18 protein-coding genes and 1 tRNA gene are annotated in these 17,731 nt (G+C 70.1%); 12 read left to right on the top strand and 7 right to left on the bottom strand.

The window, feature by feature from the left end:
- Complete coding sequence (locus AC4NN1_RS07255; protein ID WP_491954919.1) at positions 1-1,095, top strand: FUSC family protein; 1,095 nt, start codon at positions 1-3, stop codon at positions 1,093-1,095.
- A 13-nt stretch (positions 1,096-1,108) separates the two neighbouring features.
- Here AC4NN1_RS07255 and AC4NN1_RS07250 read toward each other — a convergent pair whose 3' ends face one another.
- Positions 1,109-1,933 carry a class I SAM-dependent methyltransferase gene (locus AC4NN1_RS07250; RefSeq protein ID WP_491954918.1) on the bottom strand — a complete coding sequence of 275 codons (825 nt, stop codon included), beginning with the start codon at positions 1,931-1,933 and terminating at the stop codon, positions 1,109-1,111.
- Between the two features lie 41 nt (positions 1,934-1,974).
- Between AC4NN1_RS07250 and AC4NN1_RS07245 the strand changes: the two genes are divergently transcribed.
- Positions 1,975-2,724, top strand: a complete 750-nt coding sequence (locus tag AC4NN1_RS07245; RefSeq protein ID WP_116228374.1) for a phosphoglyceromutase — start codon at positions 1,975-1,977, stop codon at positions 2,722-2,724.
- A 79-nt stretch (positions 2,725-2,803) separates the two neighbouring features.
- Here AC4NN1_RS07245 and phoU read toward each other — a convergent pair whose 3' ends face one another.
- Complete coding sequence (gene phoU / locus AC4NN1_RS07240; protein ID WP_018187144.1) at positions 2,804-3,475, bottom strand: phosphate signaling complex protein PhoU; 672 nt, start codon at positions 3,473-3,475, stop codon at positions 2,804-2,806.
- Between the two features lie 177 nt (positions 3,476-3,652).
- Between phoU and AC4NN1_RS07235 the strand changes: the two genes are divergently transcribed.
- On the top strand, positions 3,653-4,846 hold the full coding sequence (locus AC4NN1_RS07235; RefSeq protein WP_116228375.1) for a sensor histidine kinase: 1,194 nt from the start codon (positions 3,653-3,655) through the stop codon (positions 4,844-4,846).
- The gene (locus AC4NN1_RS07230) at positions 4,843-5,526 is read left to right on the top strand and encodes a winged helix-turn-helix domain-containing protein (RefSeq protein WP_311859434.1); all 684 of its coding nucleotides are present in this window, start codon (positions 4,843-4,845) and stop codon (positions 5,524-5,526) included. Before AC4NN1_RS07235 ends, AC4NN1_RS07230 begins: the two co-directional genes overlap by 4 nt.
- A 61-nt stretch (positions 5,527-5,587) precedes the next feature.
- Here AC4NN1_RS07230 and AC4NN1_RS07225 read toward each other — a convergent pair whose 3' ends face one another.
- Positions 5,588-6,073 (bottom strand): hypothetical protein, encoded by a 486-nt coding sequence (locus AC4NN1_RS07225; RefSeq protein ID WP_020098260.1) that lies wholly within the window; start codon positions 6,071-6,073, stop codon positions 5,588-5,590.
- Positions 6,074-6,206: 133 nt separating this feature from the next.
- Between AC4NN1_RS07225 and AC4NN1_RS07220 the strand changes: the two genes are divergently transcribed.
- From AC4NN1_RS07220 to ispD, 3 genes are all read left to right on the top strand, one after another.
- Entirely contained in the window at positions 6,207-6,689 is a 483-nt protein-coding gene (locus AC4NN1_RS07220) for a CarD family transcriptional regulator (protein WP_018187148.1), read from the top strand.
- Between the two features lie 95 nt (positions 6,690-6,784).
- Entirely contained in the window at positions 6,785-8,062 is a 1,278-nt protein-coding gene (locus tag AC4NN1_RS07215; RefSeq protein WP_491954917.1) for an acyltransferase family protein, read from the top strand.
- Positions 8,059-9,249, top strand: coding sequence for a 2-C-methyl-D-erythritol 4-phosphate cytidylyltransferase (gene ispD, locus AC4NN1_RS07210; RefSeq protein ID WP_491954916.1), 1,191 nt, complete (start codon positions 8,059-8,061; stop codon positions 9,247-9,249). Before AC4NN1_RS07215 ends, ispD begins: the two co-directional genes overlap by 4 nt.
- A gap of 9 nt (positions 9,250-9,258) precedes the next feature.
- Here the strand turns inward: ispD and AC4NN1_RS07205 are convergent, their stop codons facing one another.
- Entirely contained in the window at positions 9,259-9,732 is a 474-nt protein-coding gene (locus AC4NN1_RS07205; protein WP_491954915.1) for a GNAT family N-acetyltransferase, read from the bottom strand.
- A 1-nt stretch (position 9,733) separates the two neighbouring features.
- Positions 9,734-10,660: a DMT family transporter gene (locus AC4NN1_RS07200; RefSeq protein WP_491954914.1), complete on the bottom strand. Its 927-nt coding sequence runs from the start codon at positions 10,658-10,660 to the stop codon at positions 9,734-9,736.
- 58 nt (positions 10,661-10,718) lie between these two features.
- On the opposite strand from AC4NN1_RS07200, the gene cysS reads away from it, so the two are divergent.
- The 3 genes from cysS to AC4NN1_RS07185 all read left to right on the top strand — a co-directional run bounded on the left by cysS (position 10,719) and on the right by AC4NN1_RS07185 (position 13,838).
- Positions 10,719-12,125 (top strand): cysteine--tRNA ligase, encoded by a 1,407-nt coding sequence (gene cysS, locus AC4NN1_RS07195; RefSeq protein ID WP_491954913.1) that lies wholly within the window; start codon positions 10,719-10,721, stop codon positions 12,123-12,125.
- Positions 12,118-13,104, top strand: coding sequence for a 23S rRNA (guanosine(2251)-2'-O)-methyltransferase RlmB (gene rlmB / locus AC4NN1_RS07190; protein ID WP_491954912.1), 987 nt, complete (start codon positions 12,118-12,120; stop codon positions 13,102-13,104). The genes cysS and rlmB overlap by 8 nt, the downstream gene beginning before the upstream one ends.
- Before the next feature lie 95 nt (positions 13,105-13,199).
- The gene (locus AC4NN1_RS07185; RefSeq protein WP_336123345.1) at positions 13,200-13,838 is read left to right on the top strand and encodes an NAD(P)-dependent oxidoreductase; all 639 of its coding nucleotides are present in this window, start codon (positions 13,200-13,202) and stop codon (positions 13,836-13,838) included.
- 6 nt (positions 13,839-13,844) lie between these two features.
- Here the strand turns inward: AC4NN1_RS07185 and AC4NN1_RS07180 are convergent, their stop codons facing one another.
- Together AC4NN1_RS07180 and AC4NN1_RS07175 are read right to left on the bottom strand one after the other, a co-directional pair.
- A complete protein-coding gene (locus tag AC4NN1_RS07180; protein ID WP_018187156.1) occupies positions 13,845-15,152 on the bottom strand; it encodes a DUF4032 domain-containing protein in 1,308 nt (435 codons plus the stop codon).
- A 79-nt stretch (positions 15,153-15,231) separates the two neighbouring features.
- A complete protein-coding gene (locus tag AC4NN1_RS07175) occupies positions 15,232-16,335 on the bottom strand; it encodes an ABC transporter ATP-binding protein (RefSeq protein ID WP_018187157.1) in 1,104 nt (367 codons plus the stop codon).
- Positions 16,336-16,565: 230 nt separating this feature from the next.
- Here AC4NN1_RS07175 and AC4NN1_RS07170 point away from each other — a divergent pair, with 230 nt between their 5' ends.
- Together AC4NN1_RS07170 and AC4NN1_RS07165 are read left to right on the top strand one after the other, a co-directional pair.
- On the top strand, positions 16,566-17,534 hold the full coding sequence (locus tag AC4NN1_RS07170) for a DsbA family protein (RefSeq protein WP_020098267.1): 969 nt from the start codon (positions 16,566-16,568) through the stop codon (positions 17,532-17,534).
- Between the two features lie 29 nt (positions 17,535-17,563).
- Positions 17,564-17,636, top strand: a tRNA-Thr gene (locus AC4NN1_RS07165).
- Positions 17,637-17,731 lie beyond the last annotated feature (95 nt).

The following is a 17,731-nucleotide window of genomic DNA, read 5'->3' as shown; positions in this document are numbered from 1 at the left end:
ATGACGGGGGAACCGACCGCCACGGCTCCGGTGCCCACCGTCCGGAAGTATCCGCGGGAGGGCTGGGCGCGCCTGCGCGGGTCGGCCGTCGCGATCGTGCAGTTGGTCGTCGCCGCGAGCGCTGCGTTCTCGATCGCGCATTACGGGCTGGGGCATCCTGCCCCGCTGATCGCGGCGACCGTCACGATCTCGAGCCTCGGCCTGGTCCGCGACGCCCGGCCGTGGCGGGTGCTTGAGACCGTCATCGGGATGGTGCTCGGCGTGTTCGTCGCGGAGCTCGTCGTCGTCACCGCCGGGAGCGGCTGGTGGCAGCTGGCACTGACGCTCGCGGTGAGTCTCTCGATCGCCCGGTTCGTGTCTCCGCAGGCGGGGTTCGCGATCGCGGCGGCGATCCAGTCGATCATCGTCGTCGTCGTACCGGCGCAGGTGCCGTTCCTCCGCCTTCTCGACGCTCTCATCGGCGGGGCGATGGCCCTTCTGGTGACCGCCCTCATTCCGCGGAGCCCTCTCCGCACCGCGCTGACCGACGCGGCCCGGCTGTTCGACGCGTTCCAGGGCGCGGCGGGCACCGTCGCGCAGGGACTGCGCCGCGGCAGCCGTGTGCGCGCGGAGCGCGGGCTCGAGAAGGCGCGGAGTCTGCAGACCCTCGTCGACGACTGGCGGACGTCCGTCGAATCCGGCATCGCCATCGCGCGCATCTCGCCGTTCCTGCGGCGGCAGCGGTTCGAACTCGCCCGCTACGAGCGGATGCGGATCAGCATGGACCTCGCAGTGCGGAACCTCCGCGTCGTCGCCCGTCGTTCGGTGTACCTCGTCGACGACGGTCGCACGCGCGACGTCGCAGCGGATCTGCTCCTCGACCTCACGCGTGGCGCCGATCTCCTGCAGTCCTCCCTGACCGACATCACCTTCGAGCCCGCCGCGCGCGAGCTGCTCACCGCCGTCGCCGCCCGCCTCGACCCGGTGGCGCTCGTGCCCGACGGTTCGCTGGGCGATCAGACTCTCGTCACCGCGCTTCGCCCTCTCGCGACCGACCTCCTGTGCGCGACCGGGCTGAGCCCGGCCGACGCGAGGGCGCTGCTCCCGCGAGTGTGACACGCACACCGCGTCACCGCGGTGCGACGGCCTCCCAGGGCACGGTGAACTCACCCAGCCGCCAGCGCGAGCGCGAGCCGATCGGCCAGCCGGCGCCGGCCAACGCCTCGAGAGTCGAGCGCCATCGCTGGACGGGACCGAACGACGAGGCCGCGACGGCGCGCGTCCACTCCCGCTCGAGCGCATCGATCACCTCGTGCACGCGCTCGCCGGGGACGTTCCGATGGATCAGCGCCTTCGGCAGACGCTCGGCGGCGATCGCGGGGGAGTCGAGCTCCGCGAGTCGCAACGAGATCGTGAGGCTGCGGGGTGCGGCATCCGGTCCCACTTCGATCCACGTCGAGATGCGCCCCAGCTCGTCGCACGTCCCCTCGACGAGCATGCCGTCGGGACGCAGTCGCGCCGCCATTCGTGCCCACGCCCCGGGGACGTCCTGCTCGTCGTACTGCCGCAGCACGTTGAACGCTCGGATGACGGCGGGCCGACGGTCTCCCGGCACCGGCACCTCGAAGCCGCCGCGCGCGAACGACACCCGCGCGTCCGGGGCGAACACCCCGTCGCCGGCACGCACGCGCGCGAGCTGCCCCCGCGCCCGAGCGACGCGCGCCGGTTCGATCTCGAGCCCCAGCACCTCGACGTCGGGCCGAGCGTGGCGGAGCCTCGCCTCGAGCTCGAACGCGGTCACGCCGCTCGCCCCGTAGCCGAGGTCGACCACGAGCGGATCCGCCGTCCGTCGCAGGATCGGATGCCGCGCGATCCAGCGGTCCACACGGCGAAGCCGGTTGGTGTTCGTCGTCCCTCGGGTCACCTGCCCCACGACCGGCTCGGAACGCGTCATGACCCCATGATCGCATCGCCCGCGCCGGTAGGATTGCGAGCATGACAGCCCCCTACACGTTGATCCTTCTTCGGCACGGTCAGAGCGAGTGGAACAAGTCCAACCAGTTCACCGGCTGGGTGGACGTCCGCCTCACCGACCAGGGCAAAGCGGAGGCCCAGCGCGGCGGCGAGCTGCTGAAGGAGTCGGGCCTGCTCCCCGACATCCTCCACACGTCGGTGCTGTCGCGAGCCATTCAGACCGCCAACATCGCGCTCGACGCGGCCGACCGTCTCTGGGTCCCGGTCAAGCGCTCGTGGCGTCTCAACGAGCGTCACTACGGCGCGCTGCAGGGCAAGGACAAGGCCCAGACCCTCGACGAATTCGGCGAGGAGCAGTTCATGCTGTGGCGCCGGTCGTTCGACGTGCCGCCGCCGGACATCTCCGACGACGACCCCTACACGCAGGTGGGCGACGTCCGGTACGCCGGCATCGACGGCGAGGTCCCGCGCACCGAGTCGCTCAAGATCGTCATCGATCGTCTGCTCCCCTACTGGGAGAGCGAGATCGTCCCCGACCTGAAGGCCGGGAAGACCGTCATGGTCACCGCCCACGGCAACTCGCTGCGCGCACTGGTGAAGCACCTCGACGGCATCAGCGACGACGACATCGCCGAGCTGAACATCCCCACCGGCATCCCGCTGGTGTACCGCCTCGACGAGAACCTCGAGCCCCTCGGGCCGGGCGAATACCTCGACCCCGAGGCCGCCGCCGCCGGCGCCGCCGCGGTCGCTTCGCAGGGCAAGAAGTAAGCCGCACACCTCGGAAGACACGAAGAGCGGATGCCTCGCGGCATCCGCTCTTCGTCGTCCGGGCGGACCCGGAGCGAGATCAGACCTCGGCGTCGACACCTTCAGGGTCGGCCGCCCACGTGCCGGTCGCCAGGTATGAGACCTTCTTGGCGACGGAGAGGGCGTGGTCGCCGAAGCGCTCGTGGTAGCGCGAGGCCAGGGTGGCGTCGACCGTCGCGGAGGCCTCGCCCTGCCAGTTGTCGCTCAGCACCTTCTCGAAGACGGCGAGGTGCAGGGCGTCGAGCTGGTCGTCGAGTTCGTGGAGGCGGTTCACGAGCGAGAGGTCCTCGGTGCGGAGGAGATCGGCCAGTGTGCGGGCCACCTCGGTGTCGATCTCGCCCATCTTCGTGAACGTGTTCTTGAGCCCCTTGGGGACGGCGCGCTCTGGGAAGCGCATGCGCGTCAGCTGGGCGATGTGCTCCGCGATGTCGCCCATCCGCTCGAGCGACGCGCTGACGCGGAGCGCGGCGACGACGATGCGCAGGTCGCGCGCGACCGGCTGCTGGCGGGCGAGGATCTCGATGGCGAGCTCATCGAGCTCGATGGCCCGGTCGTCGATCACCTTGTCGTTGTCGATGACCTCTTCGGCCAGGGCGACGTCGCTCGTCGCGAAGGCGCGGGTCGCCTGCTCGATCGCGACGGTGACGAGGTCGGAGATCTCGACGAGACGGGTCTGCACGTCCTCGAGGGACTGGTGGAAAACTTCGCGCATGGAGCACCTTCTCTTCGTGCGGGCGGGTGAGGGGCGCGACCTGTCGCGCGGAGACCTCGGCGATCCTCCCGCGCTCAGGTTAACGGTCGGTGCCGACACGGTGAACAGTCGGCGGTGCGGGGCGCACGGCCCGATATCCGTCCGATTGCGGGGGTGCGACCACCTTACGCTGGGGGCATGGATTCGACGCAGCTCGAGCTGCTGGCGCTCGTCGTGGGGCTCCTGGTCGGCGCCGGCGCCGTGGGCCTCGTCGTCTACGCCGTACGGGCGCGAGAGCGCACCCGACTGGTGACGTCGACGGATCTGCCGGAGGGCACGGCCTCGGTCCTGCAGGGGATGGATGACGCGGCCGTCGTCGTCGATCCGTCGATGCTCGTCCTCGCCGCGTCGGCGACCGCCGAGGTCTTCTCTCTGCGCGTGAACGACAGCCTGGACTCGGATCGACTGCGCCTGCTGGTCCGGAACGCCCGTCAGACGGGTCTTCCGGCCTCCGAGAACATGACGCTCAAGCGTGGCGTCGAGCCGCGTGTCGTGGCTGCCCGCGCCAGTGTCATCACCCCGCGGCTCACCCTCATCGTCATCCGCGACATCACCGAGCGCGAACGTGTGGAGCAGATGCGGCGCGACTTCGTCTCGAACACGTCCCACGAGCTGAAGACGCCGGTCGGCGCGGTGACGCTGCTGGCCGAGGCGATCGAGTCGGCCTCGGACGACCCGGAGCAGGTGCGTCATTTCGCGCGCCGTCTCAGCGCCGAGGCGAATCGCCTCGGACAGCTCACCTCCCGCATCATGAACCTGTCCCGCCTGCAGTCCGCCGACGAGATCGCCGAGATGCGCGACGTCTCGGTCGACGAGGTGGTGCGGTCGGCCATCGAGTCGCAGGCGGTCACCGCCGAATCCGCCGGCATCACTGTCGCGCGCGGCGGCGACAAGGGCTTGTTCGTCCGCGGCGATCCGCAGATCCTCACCGAGGCCGTCAGCAATCTCCTCGCCAACGCGATCGCCTACTCGCCGGCGGGAGCGCAGGTGGGCGTCGGGGTCCGCACGGCGGACGGAGCGGTCGAGATCGCCGTGGCGGACCACGGCATCGGCATCCCCGAAAGCGATCAGCAGCGCATCTTCGAGCGGTTCTACCGCGCCGACCAGGCACGATCCCGCCGCACGGGCGGGACGGGCCTCGGTCTCTCGATCGTGAAGCACGCCGTGCAGCGACACGGCGGCTCCGTCGAACTGTGGTCCCGCCCCGGACGGGGGTCGACCTTCACCATCCGCCTGCCTCTCGTCGCCACCTCCGAGCTCACCATCCCCCGCAAGCACAAGAAACCGAAGAAGACCGGCGCGAAGGCGCCCGCCAGAAGGAACGCACCATGACCCGAGTCCTGATCGTCGAAGACGAACCCGACCTCGCCGACCCGTTGGCCTACCTCCTCCGTCGGGAGGGTTTCGAGGTGGAGATCGCCGAGGACGGCGGCCTGGCCCTCGACGCCTTCACGTCTCGGGGCGCCGACATCGTCCTCCTCGATCTGATGCTCCCCGGGATGCCGGGGACCGAGGTGTGCCGCGTCATCCGATCCACCTCGAAGGTGCCGATCATCATGCTGACGGCCAAGGACAGCGAGGTCGACATCGTCGTCGGTCTCGAGCTGGGGGCGGACGACTACATCACGAAGCCCTACTCCTCGAGGGAGCTGCTGGCGCGCATGCGAGCGGTCCTCCGCCGCAGCGAGAGCGACGACCTCGACGTCGACGATCGGGTCATCGAGGGGGGTCGGGTGAGCCTCGACATCGACCGTCACACGGTCTCCGTCGCCGGCAAGGAGATCTCCATGCCGCTGAAGGAGTTCGAGCTCCTCGAGCTCCTCATGCGCAACGCCGGCCGTGTCCTCACCCGCGGGCAGCTCATCGACCGAGTGTGGGGGAGCGACTACTTCGGCGACACGAAGACGCTCGACGTGCACATCAAGCGCATCCGATCGCGGATCGAGGAGAACCCGAGCGAGCCGGTCATGCTTCTGACGGTACGCGGCCTCGGATACCGATTCGAGTCCTGATCGCCCGACACGAAGTAGGCCCCCACCGCTGCGGTGGGGGCCTACTTCGTGTGCGCGCGGGTCAGCTCGCGGGCGTCGCCGTCGCGGCCGGGGTCGGAACGAACTGCGTGTAGTAGGGGAGCGTGCCGTCCAGGATCGGCACGCTGATGCGGACGCCTTCACCCTCGCCGGACTGGAAGGACACGTCGACATCCGCGCCGGGCTTGCCCACGTCGTCGAAGAGCATGGCGGCCGAGTCGACGCCGAGCGAGACGGACGAGTTCGCACCGACCTCGAGCTTCTGCGCCTGGCCGTCGATCGAGACGTTCAGCGTCAGGTCGTCCTCGGTGCTGTTGACGACGGCGGCGACCAGGTTGCCGAGCGTGCCGTCCTCGTTCGCGATGATCAGAGCGTTGCGCACCTTGAGCGGGCCGGAGTCGGGGACGTTGACGCCGTCGGACGCGGAGTACTGGATGGTCGTCGCCTGCGGTGCCAGCATGTTGCAGCCGGTGGTGCCCAGAACGACAGCAGCGCCCAGGGCGAGGGACGCGATGAGACGCGATTTCACGGATCCTCCAGATGACACGAACGGCGACCCTCTCATCCTATGGGGTCGCGGCGAGGGCGTCGGGCAGGAGGGCGGCGAACTCTAGCGTATGTCGCCTGTGGTATTCTGGAGGTTGCCGAAAGGACACAACTGCATGCTTTTTGAGGTTGGCGAAACCGTCGTCTATCCGCACCATGGCGCTGCGACCATCATCGAGGTCAAGGATCGCGTCATCAAGGGCGAGACGAAGAAATACCTGAAGCTCAACGTCACCCAGGGAGACCTCATCATCGAGGTCCCCGCGGACAACGTGGATCTCGTGGGCGTCCGTGACGTGATCGGGAAGGACGGGCTCGAGAAGGTCTTCGACGTCCTTCGCGCTCCCTTCACCGAGGAGCCGACCAACTGGTCGCGTCGCTACAAGGCGAACCTCGAGAAGCTCGCGTCGGGTGATGTCATCAAGGTGAGCGAGGTCGTGCGCGACCTCTGGCGCCGTGATCAGGACCGCGGTCTCTCCGCGGGTGAGAAGCGGATGCTCGCGAAGGCGCGGCAGATCCTCATCTCCGAGATCGCCCTGGCTCTGAAGGCCGACGAGGAGAAGGCATCCGCCGTCCTCGACGAGGTCCTCGCCTCCTGAGACGTCGACAGAACGGCCGGCCCACCAGCCGGCCGTTCTTCGTTGTCCGGGCGCATTCCGATGCGGAGTGAGCAGGGGACCGGCATGATGAGGCGGTGACCACCCGCGCCGCGCCCGCCGCCGTCGACCTCTCACGCCGCGATCTCACGCTCGATCTCGCGCGGGTCGTGTGCGTCCTGTTCGTCATCGTCGTCCACCTCGTGCAGGTGGGGATCGGCCCCGGACCGGACGGCGGCCTCGTGGCATCCCGTCCCGCCGAGGAACAGCCCTGGTTCAACGCCGCGACCTGGGTCGGGCAGATCATGCCGCTGTTCTTCGTCGTCGGGGGTTTCGCCGCCGCGACCGGATGGCGGTCGTGGACGACGAAGGGCGGGGATGCCGCGGGCTTCATCCGCACCCGCACGCTCCGACTCGCTCAGCCGGCCCTGCCGCTGTTCCTCTTCTTCGCGATCGTCCTCGGCGTCGCGACCGCTGCCGGTCTGCCGCCGCAGTTGGTGGCCGACGCCGCGATCGGCGCGGGATCGCCCCTCTGGTTCCTCGCGGCGTATCTGCTGTGCCAGGCCGCGGTGCCTTTCCTTGCCGCGTGCCACGCGCATCGTCCCGTCCTCACCCTCGCGGTCCTCGCCGCCGGGGTCGTCCTCGTCGATGCGGCCCGTTTCTCGATCGGCATCCCCGAGATCGGGCTCCTCAACCTGCTCTTCGTGTGGCCGCTCGTCCAGCAACTCGGGTTCTGGTACGCGGACGGATGGTTCGACCGTCGGCATCCGCTCGTCCTGGTCGGCGTCGCGGCCGCGTGCTACGCGGCGCTCTGGCCGCTCACCGCGATCGGGCCGTACTCGGCGAGCATGCTCGGCAACCTGAACCCTCCCGCCGTGCCGCTGGTCGTGCTGGGCGTCGCGCAGGCATGCCTGCTCAGGCTGCTCAAACCGCTCCTCACCCGCCTCATGTCGCTCCGGCCGATGCAGGGTGTCGTCTTCGTGCTGGGGTCGCGCCTCATGACGATCTACCTGTGGCACCTGCCCGTCATGCTCGCTCTGACCGGTCTCAGTCTGCTGATCCCGGGCGCGGCTCCGACTCCGGCCTCCGCGGAGTGGTGGTGGTCGCGACCGGTCCTGTTCGTCGCGGTGCTCGGGGTGCTCCTGGCGTTGTCGCTCGCGATCGCGAAGTGGGAGGCTCTCGGCACGCTCGGTCCCACCCCGCATCCGATCGTCGTCGGCCTCGCGTGGGTGTGCGCCTTCCTTCCGCCGTTCGCGGTCATGGAGTGGTTCCTCGATCTGCCGATCGCCGCGGTCGGCGCACTCCTCCTGGGCGTCGCCGTCCTGCTCCTGCGCCGCCGTCCGTCGCCCGATCGCTCGGTACGCTCGAAGGCATGAGCATCATCCCCGTTCCGCGTGTGGCCGTCATCGTCGTCGCGGCGGGATCGGGGACGCGTCTCGGAGCAGGGTCGCCGAAGGCCTTCGTCGGCATCGACGCGCACACGATCCTCCGTCACGCCCTGCGCGGCGTCTTCGACGCTCCCGAGGCGCAGGTGATCGTCGTCGCCCCGGACGACCGCGTCGGCGACGCCACGACGGAGGCCCTGGGCGCGGCCGGTGGGCGCCGTGATCTGGTGTCGGTGGTGGCAGGCGGGGCGACGCGTCAGGAATCGGTCGCGGCGGGCCTCGCCGCGGTCTGGGCGGATGTCGAGATCGTGCTGGTCCACGATGCGGCGCGGGCGCTCACCCCGCCGGACGTCTTCGCGCGCGTGATCGACGCCGTCGCGGAGGGTTCGGACGCGGTCATCCCGGTCCTCCCTGTCGTGGACACGCTCAAGCGCGTCGCGGACGATGTCGTCGTGGAGACGGCCGACCGCTCCGTCCTCGCCGCGGCGCAGACGCCCCAAGGGTTCCGACGCGCGGTCCTCGACGGCGCGTATCGGGATGCCGCAGCCGACCACACCGACGATGCGGCCCTCCTGCAGTCCGCCGGCACGCAGGTGCGTACGGTGCCGGGAGACGAGCGAGCGTTCAAGATCACGACGACCGCCGACCTGGACCGCGCCCGCGCGCTCGTCGAGCCGGTCCCTCGCGCCGCGTCGCCGGCCTCGCCCTCGATCCCGCGCGTCGGGATGGGGACGGACGTGCACGCGTTCGGCGGTGACGACACGCTCTGGCTGGCCGGTCTGGAGTGGCCGGGCGAGCCCGGGCTCAAGGGGCACTCCGACGGGGATGCCGTGGCCCACGCCATCGTGGACGCGGTTCTCGCCGCGGCCGGGCTCGGCGACATCGGCACGCATTTCGGGACGGCTCAGCCCGAGTACGCCGGGGCGCACGCGGCGGCGTTCCTCGCGCGGACGCGCGCTCTCGCGGCCGAGGCGGGGTGGGTGGTCGGCAACGTCAGTGTGCAGGTGCAGGCCAATCGTCCGCGCTTCGCCGCCCGCCGGGTCGAAGCCGAGCGAGTGCTCTCCGAAGCCCTCGGGGCACCGGTCTCGGTGTCGGCGACCACGACTGACGGGCTCGGTTTCACCGGCACCGGCGATGGTGTGGCGGCCTTCGCGGTGGCTGTCGTCTTCCCCGCCTGAGCGGACGGATCAGAGCGCCCGCGTCATGAACGTCGACGCCGGATCGGGCAGGTAGTCGCCGAACGCAGGGCACTCGATGAACCCCTCGCTGGCGTACAGCGTGCGCGCGGCCAGGAAACCGGCATCCGATCCCGTTTCGAGCCACACCCGGGTGAGCCCGCGCGCCCGAGCATCGGTGAGGATGTGGCGGAGGATCGCGCGACCCACACCGGTGCCGAGGTGGGCGGCGGCGACGCGCATCGACTTCAGTTCGCCGTCGGTCTCGCCGAGGAGTGCGAGGGCACCGATCCCGGCGAGTTCTTCGCCGCGCCAGGCGGACCACACCGTGACGGACGGCTCCTGCAGCTGCGCGACACCGAGCGCGTGGACGCTCTCGGCGGGGCTGAGTTCGTGCATGCCCGCCAGGTGGTGCCGGACGAGTGCGACGGATGCCTCCCCGGTGAGATCGTCCACGCGGATGTCGAGATCCTCGCGCGCGGACACCTCAGGCCTCCACGGCGTACGGTCGAGGGTCGCGAGGGCGGCGGGACCCCCACGCGAGCGCCGCGAGTCCGACGGCGAGGACCGCGAGGCCTGCAACGGCGAGCGGCGAGAGGGTCTCGCCGAGCGCGGTCACGCCCAGCACGGTCGCCGTGAGCGGTTCGGCGAGGGTCAGGGTGGCTGCGGTCGCCGCCGTCAGGCCCTGCAGTCCCCAGGTGAAGAGCGCGTAGGCGACGGCGATCGTCGCGAGGCCGAGCCACAGCGCCATCGCGATGCCGGGGGGCGTGAGGGCCCACGACAGATCCACGAACGGGATGACGGCCGCGCACACGAGCGCAGAGCCGACGCCCATGGCTCCGACGACGGTGAAGGCGTCCCAGCCGGCGTCGAGCAGACGACGCTGGGCGTTCGCGATCACCGCGAAGCACGCGCCCGCGCCGACGGCGGCGGCGAGGCCGAGCGCGTCGACACCGCCCGTGCCGCCTCCGCCTCCGAGGCCGAGCAGGACCACCCCGATCGCGGCGAGGGCGGTCGCGGCCATCCACAGGGGCGACGGCACACGGCGCGAGAGGATCCATTCGAGGATGCCGGCCAGCACGGGCGCGGAGCCGAGCGCGATGACCGTGCTCACGGCGACACCGTTCGTTTGCGTCCCGAGGAAGAAGAGGGGCTGGTAGAGGCTGAGAGCCACTCCGGTGACGGCCATCAGAGTGAGCGGTCGCCAGGACGGGGCGGGCCGCGGCCCGTGTGGCGCCCGGCGGCGATGGGCGGCGGCGAGCCCGAAGGCCAGGACGGCCAGGGCCGTCCCGCCGACCACCGAGCGCGCGACGCCGACGGAGAGCGCGGACGCCCCGTCGGGGCCGAGTGCTCGGGCGGTTCCCGTCGTCCCGAACAGGAGGGCGGCGGCCAAGACGGCGAACACGTGCAGCACCCGTCCTTTCTATCGCCTCGGAGCGGGCTCGGATGCCACCCCCCGGTAGCATGGACCGGTGACGGTTCGGCTCTACGACTCCCAGGCTCAGGCGCTGCGCGACTTCGCGCCCGCCGACCCCGAGAACGTCACGATGTACGTCTGCGGGCCGACGGTGCAATCCGGCCCGCACATCGGCCACGTCCGCGCGGCGCTGAGCTTCGACATCCTGCGCCGGTGGCTCGCGCACCGGTTCGGCCGGGTCACCTTCGTGCGGAACGTCACCGACATCGATGACAAGGTCCTCGTGAACGCGAGCGACGCCGAGCCGTGGTGGGCACTGGCTTACCGGATGGAGCTCGAGTTCTCGCGCGCGTATGCCGCGGTCGGCATCCTGCCCCCGACGTACGAGCCGCGGGCGACGGCATCCATCCCGCAGATGCAGGAGCTCATCGAGCGCCTCATCCAGGCGGGGCACGCGTACGCCGCAGCCGGCGACGTGTACTTCGATGTGCGCTCCTGGCCGCAGTACGGGGCCCTCACGCACCAGTCGGTCGACGCCATGGAGTCGGCCGCCGACGCCGATCCGCGCGGCAAGCGGGACCCGCGAGACTTCGCGCTCTGGAAGGGGACGAAGGCCGACGAGCCCGCGGATGCCGCATGGGACTCTCCCTGGGGCTCAGGACGACCGGGCTGGCACATCGAGTGCTCGGCGATGAGCCGCCGTTACCTCGGCCCGGAGTTCGACATCCACGGCGGTGGCCTGGACCTCCGCTTCCCGCACCATGAGAACGAGCTCGCACAATCGACCGCGGCCGGTGACGCTTTCGCCCGTTACTGGGTGCACAACGGTCTCGTCACCGTCGGCGACCAGAAGATGTCGAAGTCGCTCGGCAACTTCCTCCTCGCCGACGACGTCCTCCGCGACACCGACCCGCTCGTGGTCCGTTATGCGCTCATCTCGGCGCACTACCGCTCGAACCTCGACATCACCGAGTCGACGTTCGCCGAAGCGGATGCCGCGCTCGGCCGCATCCGCTCGTTCCTGCAGCGCGCCATCCGCGCCGGTGACGGATCCGTCGGGTGGTTCGCGGGAGCGGACCTTCCGGCCGAATTCGCGGCCGCGTTGGACGACGACCTCGGCGTGCCGCAGGCTCTCGCGGTCCTCCATGAGACGGTGCGCCGCGGCAACGCGGCCCTCGACGCGGAGGATTCCGCCGCCGCGGACGACGCGCTCCGTCAGGTGGCGGCGATGACCCGCCTCCTCGACATCGACCCCATGGATGCGAAGTGGTCGGGGGCAACGGCGCAGTCCATGGCCACCGCCCTGCACCGCCTCGTCACCACCATGATCCACCAGCGCGCGGACGCCCGCGCGACGAAAGACTGGGCGGCAGCCGACCGCATCCGCGACGCGATCGCGGCGGCCGGCGTCGTCCTCGAAGACGGTCCCTCGGGGACCCATTGGAGTCTGAACAATGGCTAAGCCTGGAAACCCCTCCGCGGGACGCGGCAAGAAGGGCCCCACGAAGGGGACCGGCGGCAAGAACAAGCGCTCGCTCGAGGGGCGCGGCCCGACCCCCAAGGCCGAGGACCGCGCCTGGCACCCCGCCGGCAAGCGCAGGGCCGCCAAGGAGCGCTTCGTCGCGGCGGGCGGCAAGCCGCAGATCCGCCAGACCACGGGCGGCCGCGCGCCCAAGGCGAAGTCCGGGGACGACACCGAGACCGTGACCGGGCGCAACAGCGTCCTCGAGGCCCTCCGCGCCAAGATCCCGGCGACCGCGTTCTACATCGCGCAGCGCGTCGAGATGGATGACCGCGTCAAGGAGATGCTCTCCATCGCGACGAACCGCGAGATCCCCGTCCTCGAGGTCACCCGACAGGAGCTCGACCGCATGGCCGGCTTCGACGGCGTCCACCAGGGCGTCGCGCTCAAGGTCCCGCCCTACGAGTACGCGCACCCGCAGGACCTGCTCGAGCAGGTCATCGAGCGCGGCCAGCTTCCGCTGTTCGTCGCCCTCGACGGCATCACCGACCCCCGCAACCTCGGGGCGATCATCCGCTCGACGGCCGCGTTCGGCGGACAGGCGATCATCCTGCCGCAGCGGCGTTCGGCGGGCGTCAATTCCGCCGCGTGGAAGACCAGCGCCGGTGCTGCCGCCCGCATCCCGGTGTCGATCGCCCCGAACCTGACGACGACGCTCAAGGAGTTCAAGAAGCAGGGCGTCTTCATCCTCGGTCTCGACGGCGGCGGCGACGTGTCGCTGCCCGCCCTCGAGCTGGCCGACCGTCCGGTCGTCATCGTCGTCGGCTCCGAGGGCAAGGGGCTCTCGCGCCTGGTCACCGAGACGTGCGACCAGATCGTGTCGATCCCCATCAACGCGGCGACCGAATCGCTGAACGCCGGGATCGCGGCATCCGTCGCGCTCTACCAGGTGTCCACCCTCCGGGCCGCGAGCGAGTGACGCATCTCCGCCGCCGGAGGGCGGACGGATAGCGCGACCACAGGGAGACGGGTAAGACTGGCACTCGACTGTCCAACCGCAGGAGAGGGACCATCATGACCCGTATCGCCGTCATCGGAGGCACCGGCTACGCCGGCAGCAACATCGTCGCCGAGGGTGTCCGTCGAGGACACACCGTCGTCTCCGTCGCGCGCAAGGTCCCCGCCGATCGGATCGAGGGGGCGACCTACATCGAGGGCACGATGCTCGACGCCCCGGCCCTCGCGGCCGAGCTCGACGGAGTCGACGTCGTCGTCTTCGCGACCTCGCCCCGTGGTGACATGGTCGGCAAGATGCGCGAGGCCGTCGACGGCGTCATCGCGGCCCTGCCGCTGTCCGTGCGCGTCGGTGTCATCGGCGGAGCCGGCGGCAGCCTCGTCGCCCCGGGCGGGCCGCGCGTCATCGACAGCGGTTTCCCCGAAGAGATCAAGCCCGAGGCCATGGAAGCCATCGGCATCCTCGAGGACCTCCAGGCCGACACGAGCGGCCGCGACTGGTTCTACATCCACCCGGCCGGCGGCTTCGGCGCCTGGGCACCGGGGGAGCGCACCGGCTCGTACCGCACCGGGGGCGACGTGATCGTCACCGACGACAAGGGAGAGTCCTTCATCTCCGGCGCCGACTTCGCCGTCGCCGTCCTCGACGAGATCGAGTCGCCCGCGCACGTACGGGAGCGGTTCACCGTCGGGTACTGACGCCGGTCAGACGAGATCGCGCCAGTCGACCTCGTCCTCGTCGTCGTCGCTGACGGGCACGTCGGACGTGATGACCGGGAGTGCCGTCGTCTCGGTCGGCGGGCCCATCACAGTCGCCTCGTCACGGCGGTGCCGCAGCACGCCGTCGATGTAGGAGGACAGGACCTCCGCGATCGGGATCGAGCGCCCTCGCGCCTGCGACATGTACCACCGGTGCTCGAGCACCTGATGGAACACCTCGGCAGGCTCGAGCTTGCTGCGCAGCTCCCAGGGGATCGCCTTGACGACGGGCTCGAAGACGCGGGTCAGCCATTCGTGGGCGACCATCTCCTCGTCGCTGCCGAGACGTGAGACGCGCGCCGCGAACTCGTCGAGGTCGTTCAGCAGCCGCCGGGCCTGGTTCTCTTCGACATCGAGTCCGGTGAGTCGCAGCAGCCGACGCTGGTGGTGGCCGGCATCCACGACCTTCGGCTGGATGAGGACCTTCGTGCCGTCGGCGGTCTCGTCGATCGACATCTCGCCGATGTCGAAGCCGAGGCCGTTCAGGCGCTGCACGCGTTCGGTGATGCGCCAGGTCTCGTTCGCCGCGAACGTCTCGGTCTCGGTCAGGGCACTCCACAGCGACCGATAGGACGACATGATGCCGTCGGCGATCGCGACGGCATCGACGCCGCCCTCGAGTCGGCCGCCGGCCTCGAGATCCATGATCTCGCCGGCGATGTTCGTGCGCGCGACGTCGAGGTCGTGCTCGCGCTGACCGCGAGTCAGCCCGCCCTCGTGCAGCTCACCCGTCTCGGCGTCGACGAGGTACGCCGCGAAGGCCCCGGCATCCCGTCGGAACAACGTGTTCGACAGCGACACGTCGCCCCAGAAGAAGCCGACGTTGTGAAGACGGACGAGGAGCGCTGCGAGCGCGTCGACGAGACGCGTCGCGGTGTCGGGGCGCAGCGTCTGGGTGAAGAGGGCTCGGTAGGGGAGGGAGAAGCGCAGGTGCGCTGTCACGAGGGCAGCCGGGAGCGGCTCGCCCTTGGAGGTCCGCCGACCGTCGATCACGGCGACGCGACTCACGCAGGGGACATCGAGACGCCCGAGCGACCCGAGCATCTCGTACTCGCGTCGAGCCATCTCGGCGGTGGTCTCCTTCACCGCGACGACGCGGCCCGACAGGCTCGCGAAGCGCACGAGGTGACGGGAGAGTCCCTTGGGGAGTGAGACGATCGCGTCGCTCGGCCACTCGCCGAGGGGCGTCGACCATGGCAGGGCGAGAAGCCCGGCGTCGACGCTGCTGGCGGTGATGCTCAGGGAATGGACCACGCGGGAACCTCCGACTCACGCACCGCGGCGCGGGAGGTCCGGAGACCCACCCGCGCCGCGGTCCTGCTGATGATGACGATCAGGCCGAGACGACCGGCTTGTCGTTGAGGCGTTCGCCCGACTCGATGTCGAACGCGTGCACGTGGCCCGGCTTGGCGGCCAGGGTGACCGTCTCGCCCGCGTTCGGGTGGTTGCGGCCGTCGACGCGAGCGACGATGTCGGTGCGCTTGCCGTTGATGTCGACGTGGCCGTAGAGGTAGCCGTCGGCGCCGAGCTCCTCGACGAGGTCGACCTGGACCGCGAGGCCCTTGCCGTCGGCGGGACCGACCTCGATGTCCTCGGGGCGCACACCGACCGTGACCTGGCTGCCGTTGGCGCGGCCGACCGTGTCGCGGTCGAGGGGAACGACCTCGGAACCGAAGCGGATGCCGCCCTCGGCGAGGTCCGCCGGGAACAGGTTCATGGCGGGCGAGCCGATGAAGCCGGCGACGAACACGTTGTTCGGCTTCTCGTACAGGTCACGCGGGGTGCCGACCTGCTGCAGGAGGCCGTCCTTCAGGACCGCGATGCGGTCACCCATCGTGAGGGCCTCGGTCTGGTCGTGGGTGACGTAGACCGTGGTGACGCCGAGGCGACGCTGGAGCGACGCGATCTGCGTACGGGTCTGGACGCGGAGCTTCGCGTCGAGGTTCGACAGCGGCTCGTCCATGAGGAACACCTGGGGCTGACGCACGATCGCGCGACCCATGGCGACACGCTGACGCTGACCACCCGAGAGTGCCTTCGGCTTGCGGGTCAGGTACTCCTCGAGGTCGAGAAGCTTGGCGGCCTCGAGGACACGCGATGCACGCTCCTCCTTGCCGACACCGGCGATCTTGAGCGCGAAGCCCATGTTCTCGGCGACGGTCATGTGCGGGTAGAGCGCGTAGTTCTGGAACACCATCGCGATGTCGCGGTCCTTCGGCGGGACGTCGGTGACGTCGCGGTCGCCGATCCGGATCGAGCCGGAGTTGACCTCTTCGAGGCCCGCGAGCATGCGGAGCGAGGTGGACTTACCGCAACCGGAAGGGCCGACCAGGACGAGGAACTCGCCATCGGCGACCTCGAGGTTGAGCTTGTCGACCGCCGGGCGGGTGCCACCGGGGTACAGACGGGTTGCGTTGTCGAATGTGACGGACGCCATCGTTTCTTCTCCTTCACCGGCAGGTACGTGCCGGACGATCCGTAGTGAAGCGAGCGGGGGGACTCCCCGCACACCCATCATCGGGTGCGTGTTCAGTATGCCACGGTCGCGGCCAGGGGAGGGATGCGGTCTCGTCAGCCTTTTTCCAGCGCGTCTGACTAACATCGGAGCGTGCGCCACCCCCGGGCGCCGGGCCCGTTGGCCGCACCACAGAACTTTCCCGAGGTTTCATGTCCACCGATTCCGGCGACACTCCGTCATCCGCGACCGACCGTCGCGAAGCCGTGCGCGAGAAGGCGAAGCGCGTTCACGTCCGACAGTCGCGAGCACGCCTGGCTCGCCGCATCTCGCTCGGCGTCCTCGCCACGGGTGCTGTCGCCGCTGTCGCCGCCGTCGTCGTGTGGTCGGTCACGTCGACGATGGGCGGGCGCGACCTGACGCCCGAGACGGCCAGCTCGGACGGGTTCGCCGTGAGCGACGTCACCGGCGTGGCATCCGACCAGGGCGCCATCGACGACAGCGCCGTCGAAGCCACGCCGGGTTCGGACAAGGCGGCCACGCCGGCACCGACGGCATCCGCTACGGCGCCCGTCGACATCCGCGTCTACGTCGACTACCTCTCGCCGGGCGCCCGTGAATGGCAGCTCGCGAACGTCGATCAGCTGACGACGTGGGTCGACGAGGGAGCCGCGACGCTGAGCTACCACCCCGTCTCGATGCTGACGGCCAAGTCGAACGGCACGAAGTACTCGTTGCGTGCCGCTGCGGCCGCCGCCTGCGTCGCGACCCACGACGAGAGCGTGTTCTTCGCTTACAACACCGAGCTGCTCACGCGGCAGCCCGCCATGGACACCGACGGCTTCTCGGACGTCGAGCTCGCCGATCTCGCGCAGGCCGTGGGCGCGGGCGACCCCGACACCCTCCGCTCGTGCATCGAGGACGGCGACTACGTCCAGTGGGCGAAGGACGCCACCGAGCGCGCCATCGCCGGGATCCCCGACACCGACGGACTGCAGCTCACCGGGACCCCGATGATCCTCGTCAACGGCCAGCCGTACATGGGCGCGTTGAAGGATGCCGCGGAGTTCTCGCAGTTCGTGCTGACGAGCGCCAGCGACGCGTTCTACACGGACCAGACCCCGACCCCGACGCCCACCGCTCCGGCAACCCCCGCCGCACCCGCCACGCCCGAAGGCTGACCCCGCGGCCCGGTTAGACTGGGCCCTCTGCCGGCTTGGCGCAATTGGTAGCGCACCGTACTTGTAATACGGGGGTTGCAGGTTCAAGTCCTGTAGCCGGCACCGTCGACACGTCACGCGAGAGAGCCCCCGCTCCTGTTCAGGATGCGGGGGCTCTCTTCGTGCGACGGCTCAGTAGATCTGCGCGTCCGGGACAT

The sequence above is a fragment of the Microbacterium sp. MDV22-iso44 genome, from assembly GCF_058629135.1.
Note: the sequence above shows the minus strand (reverse complement) of the source record. Positions and strands in the feature narration are given on the sequence as shown.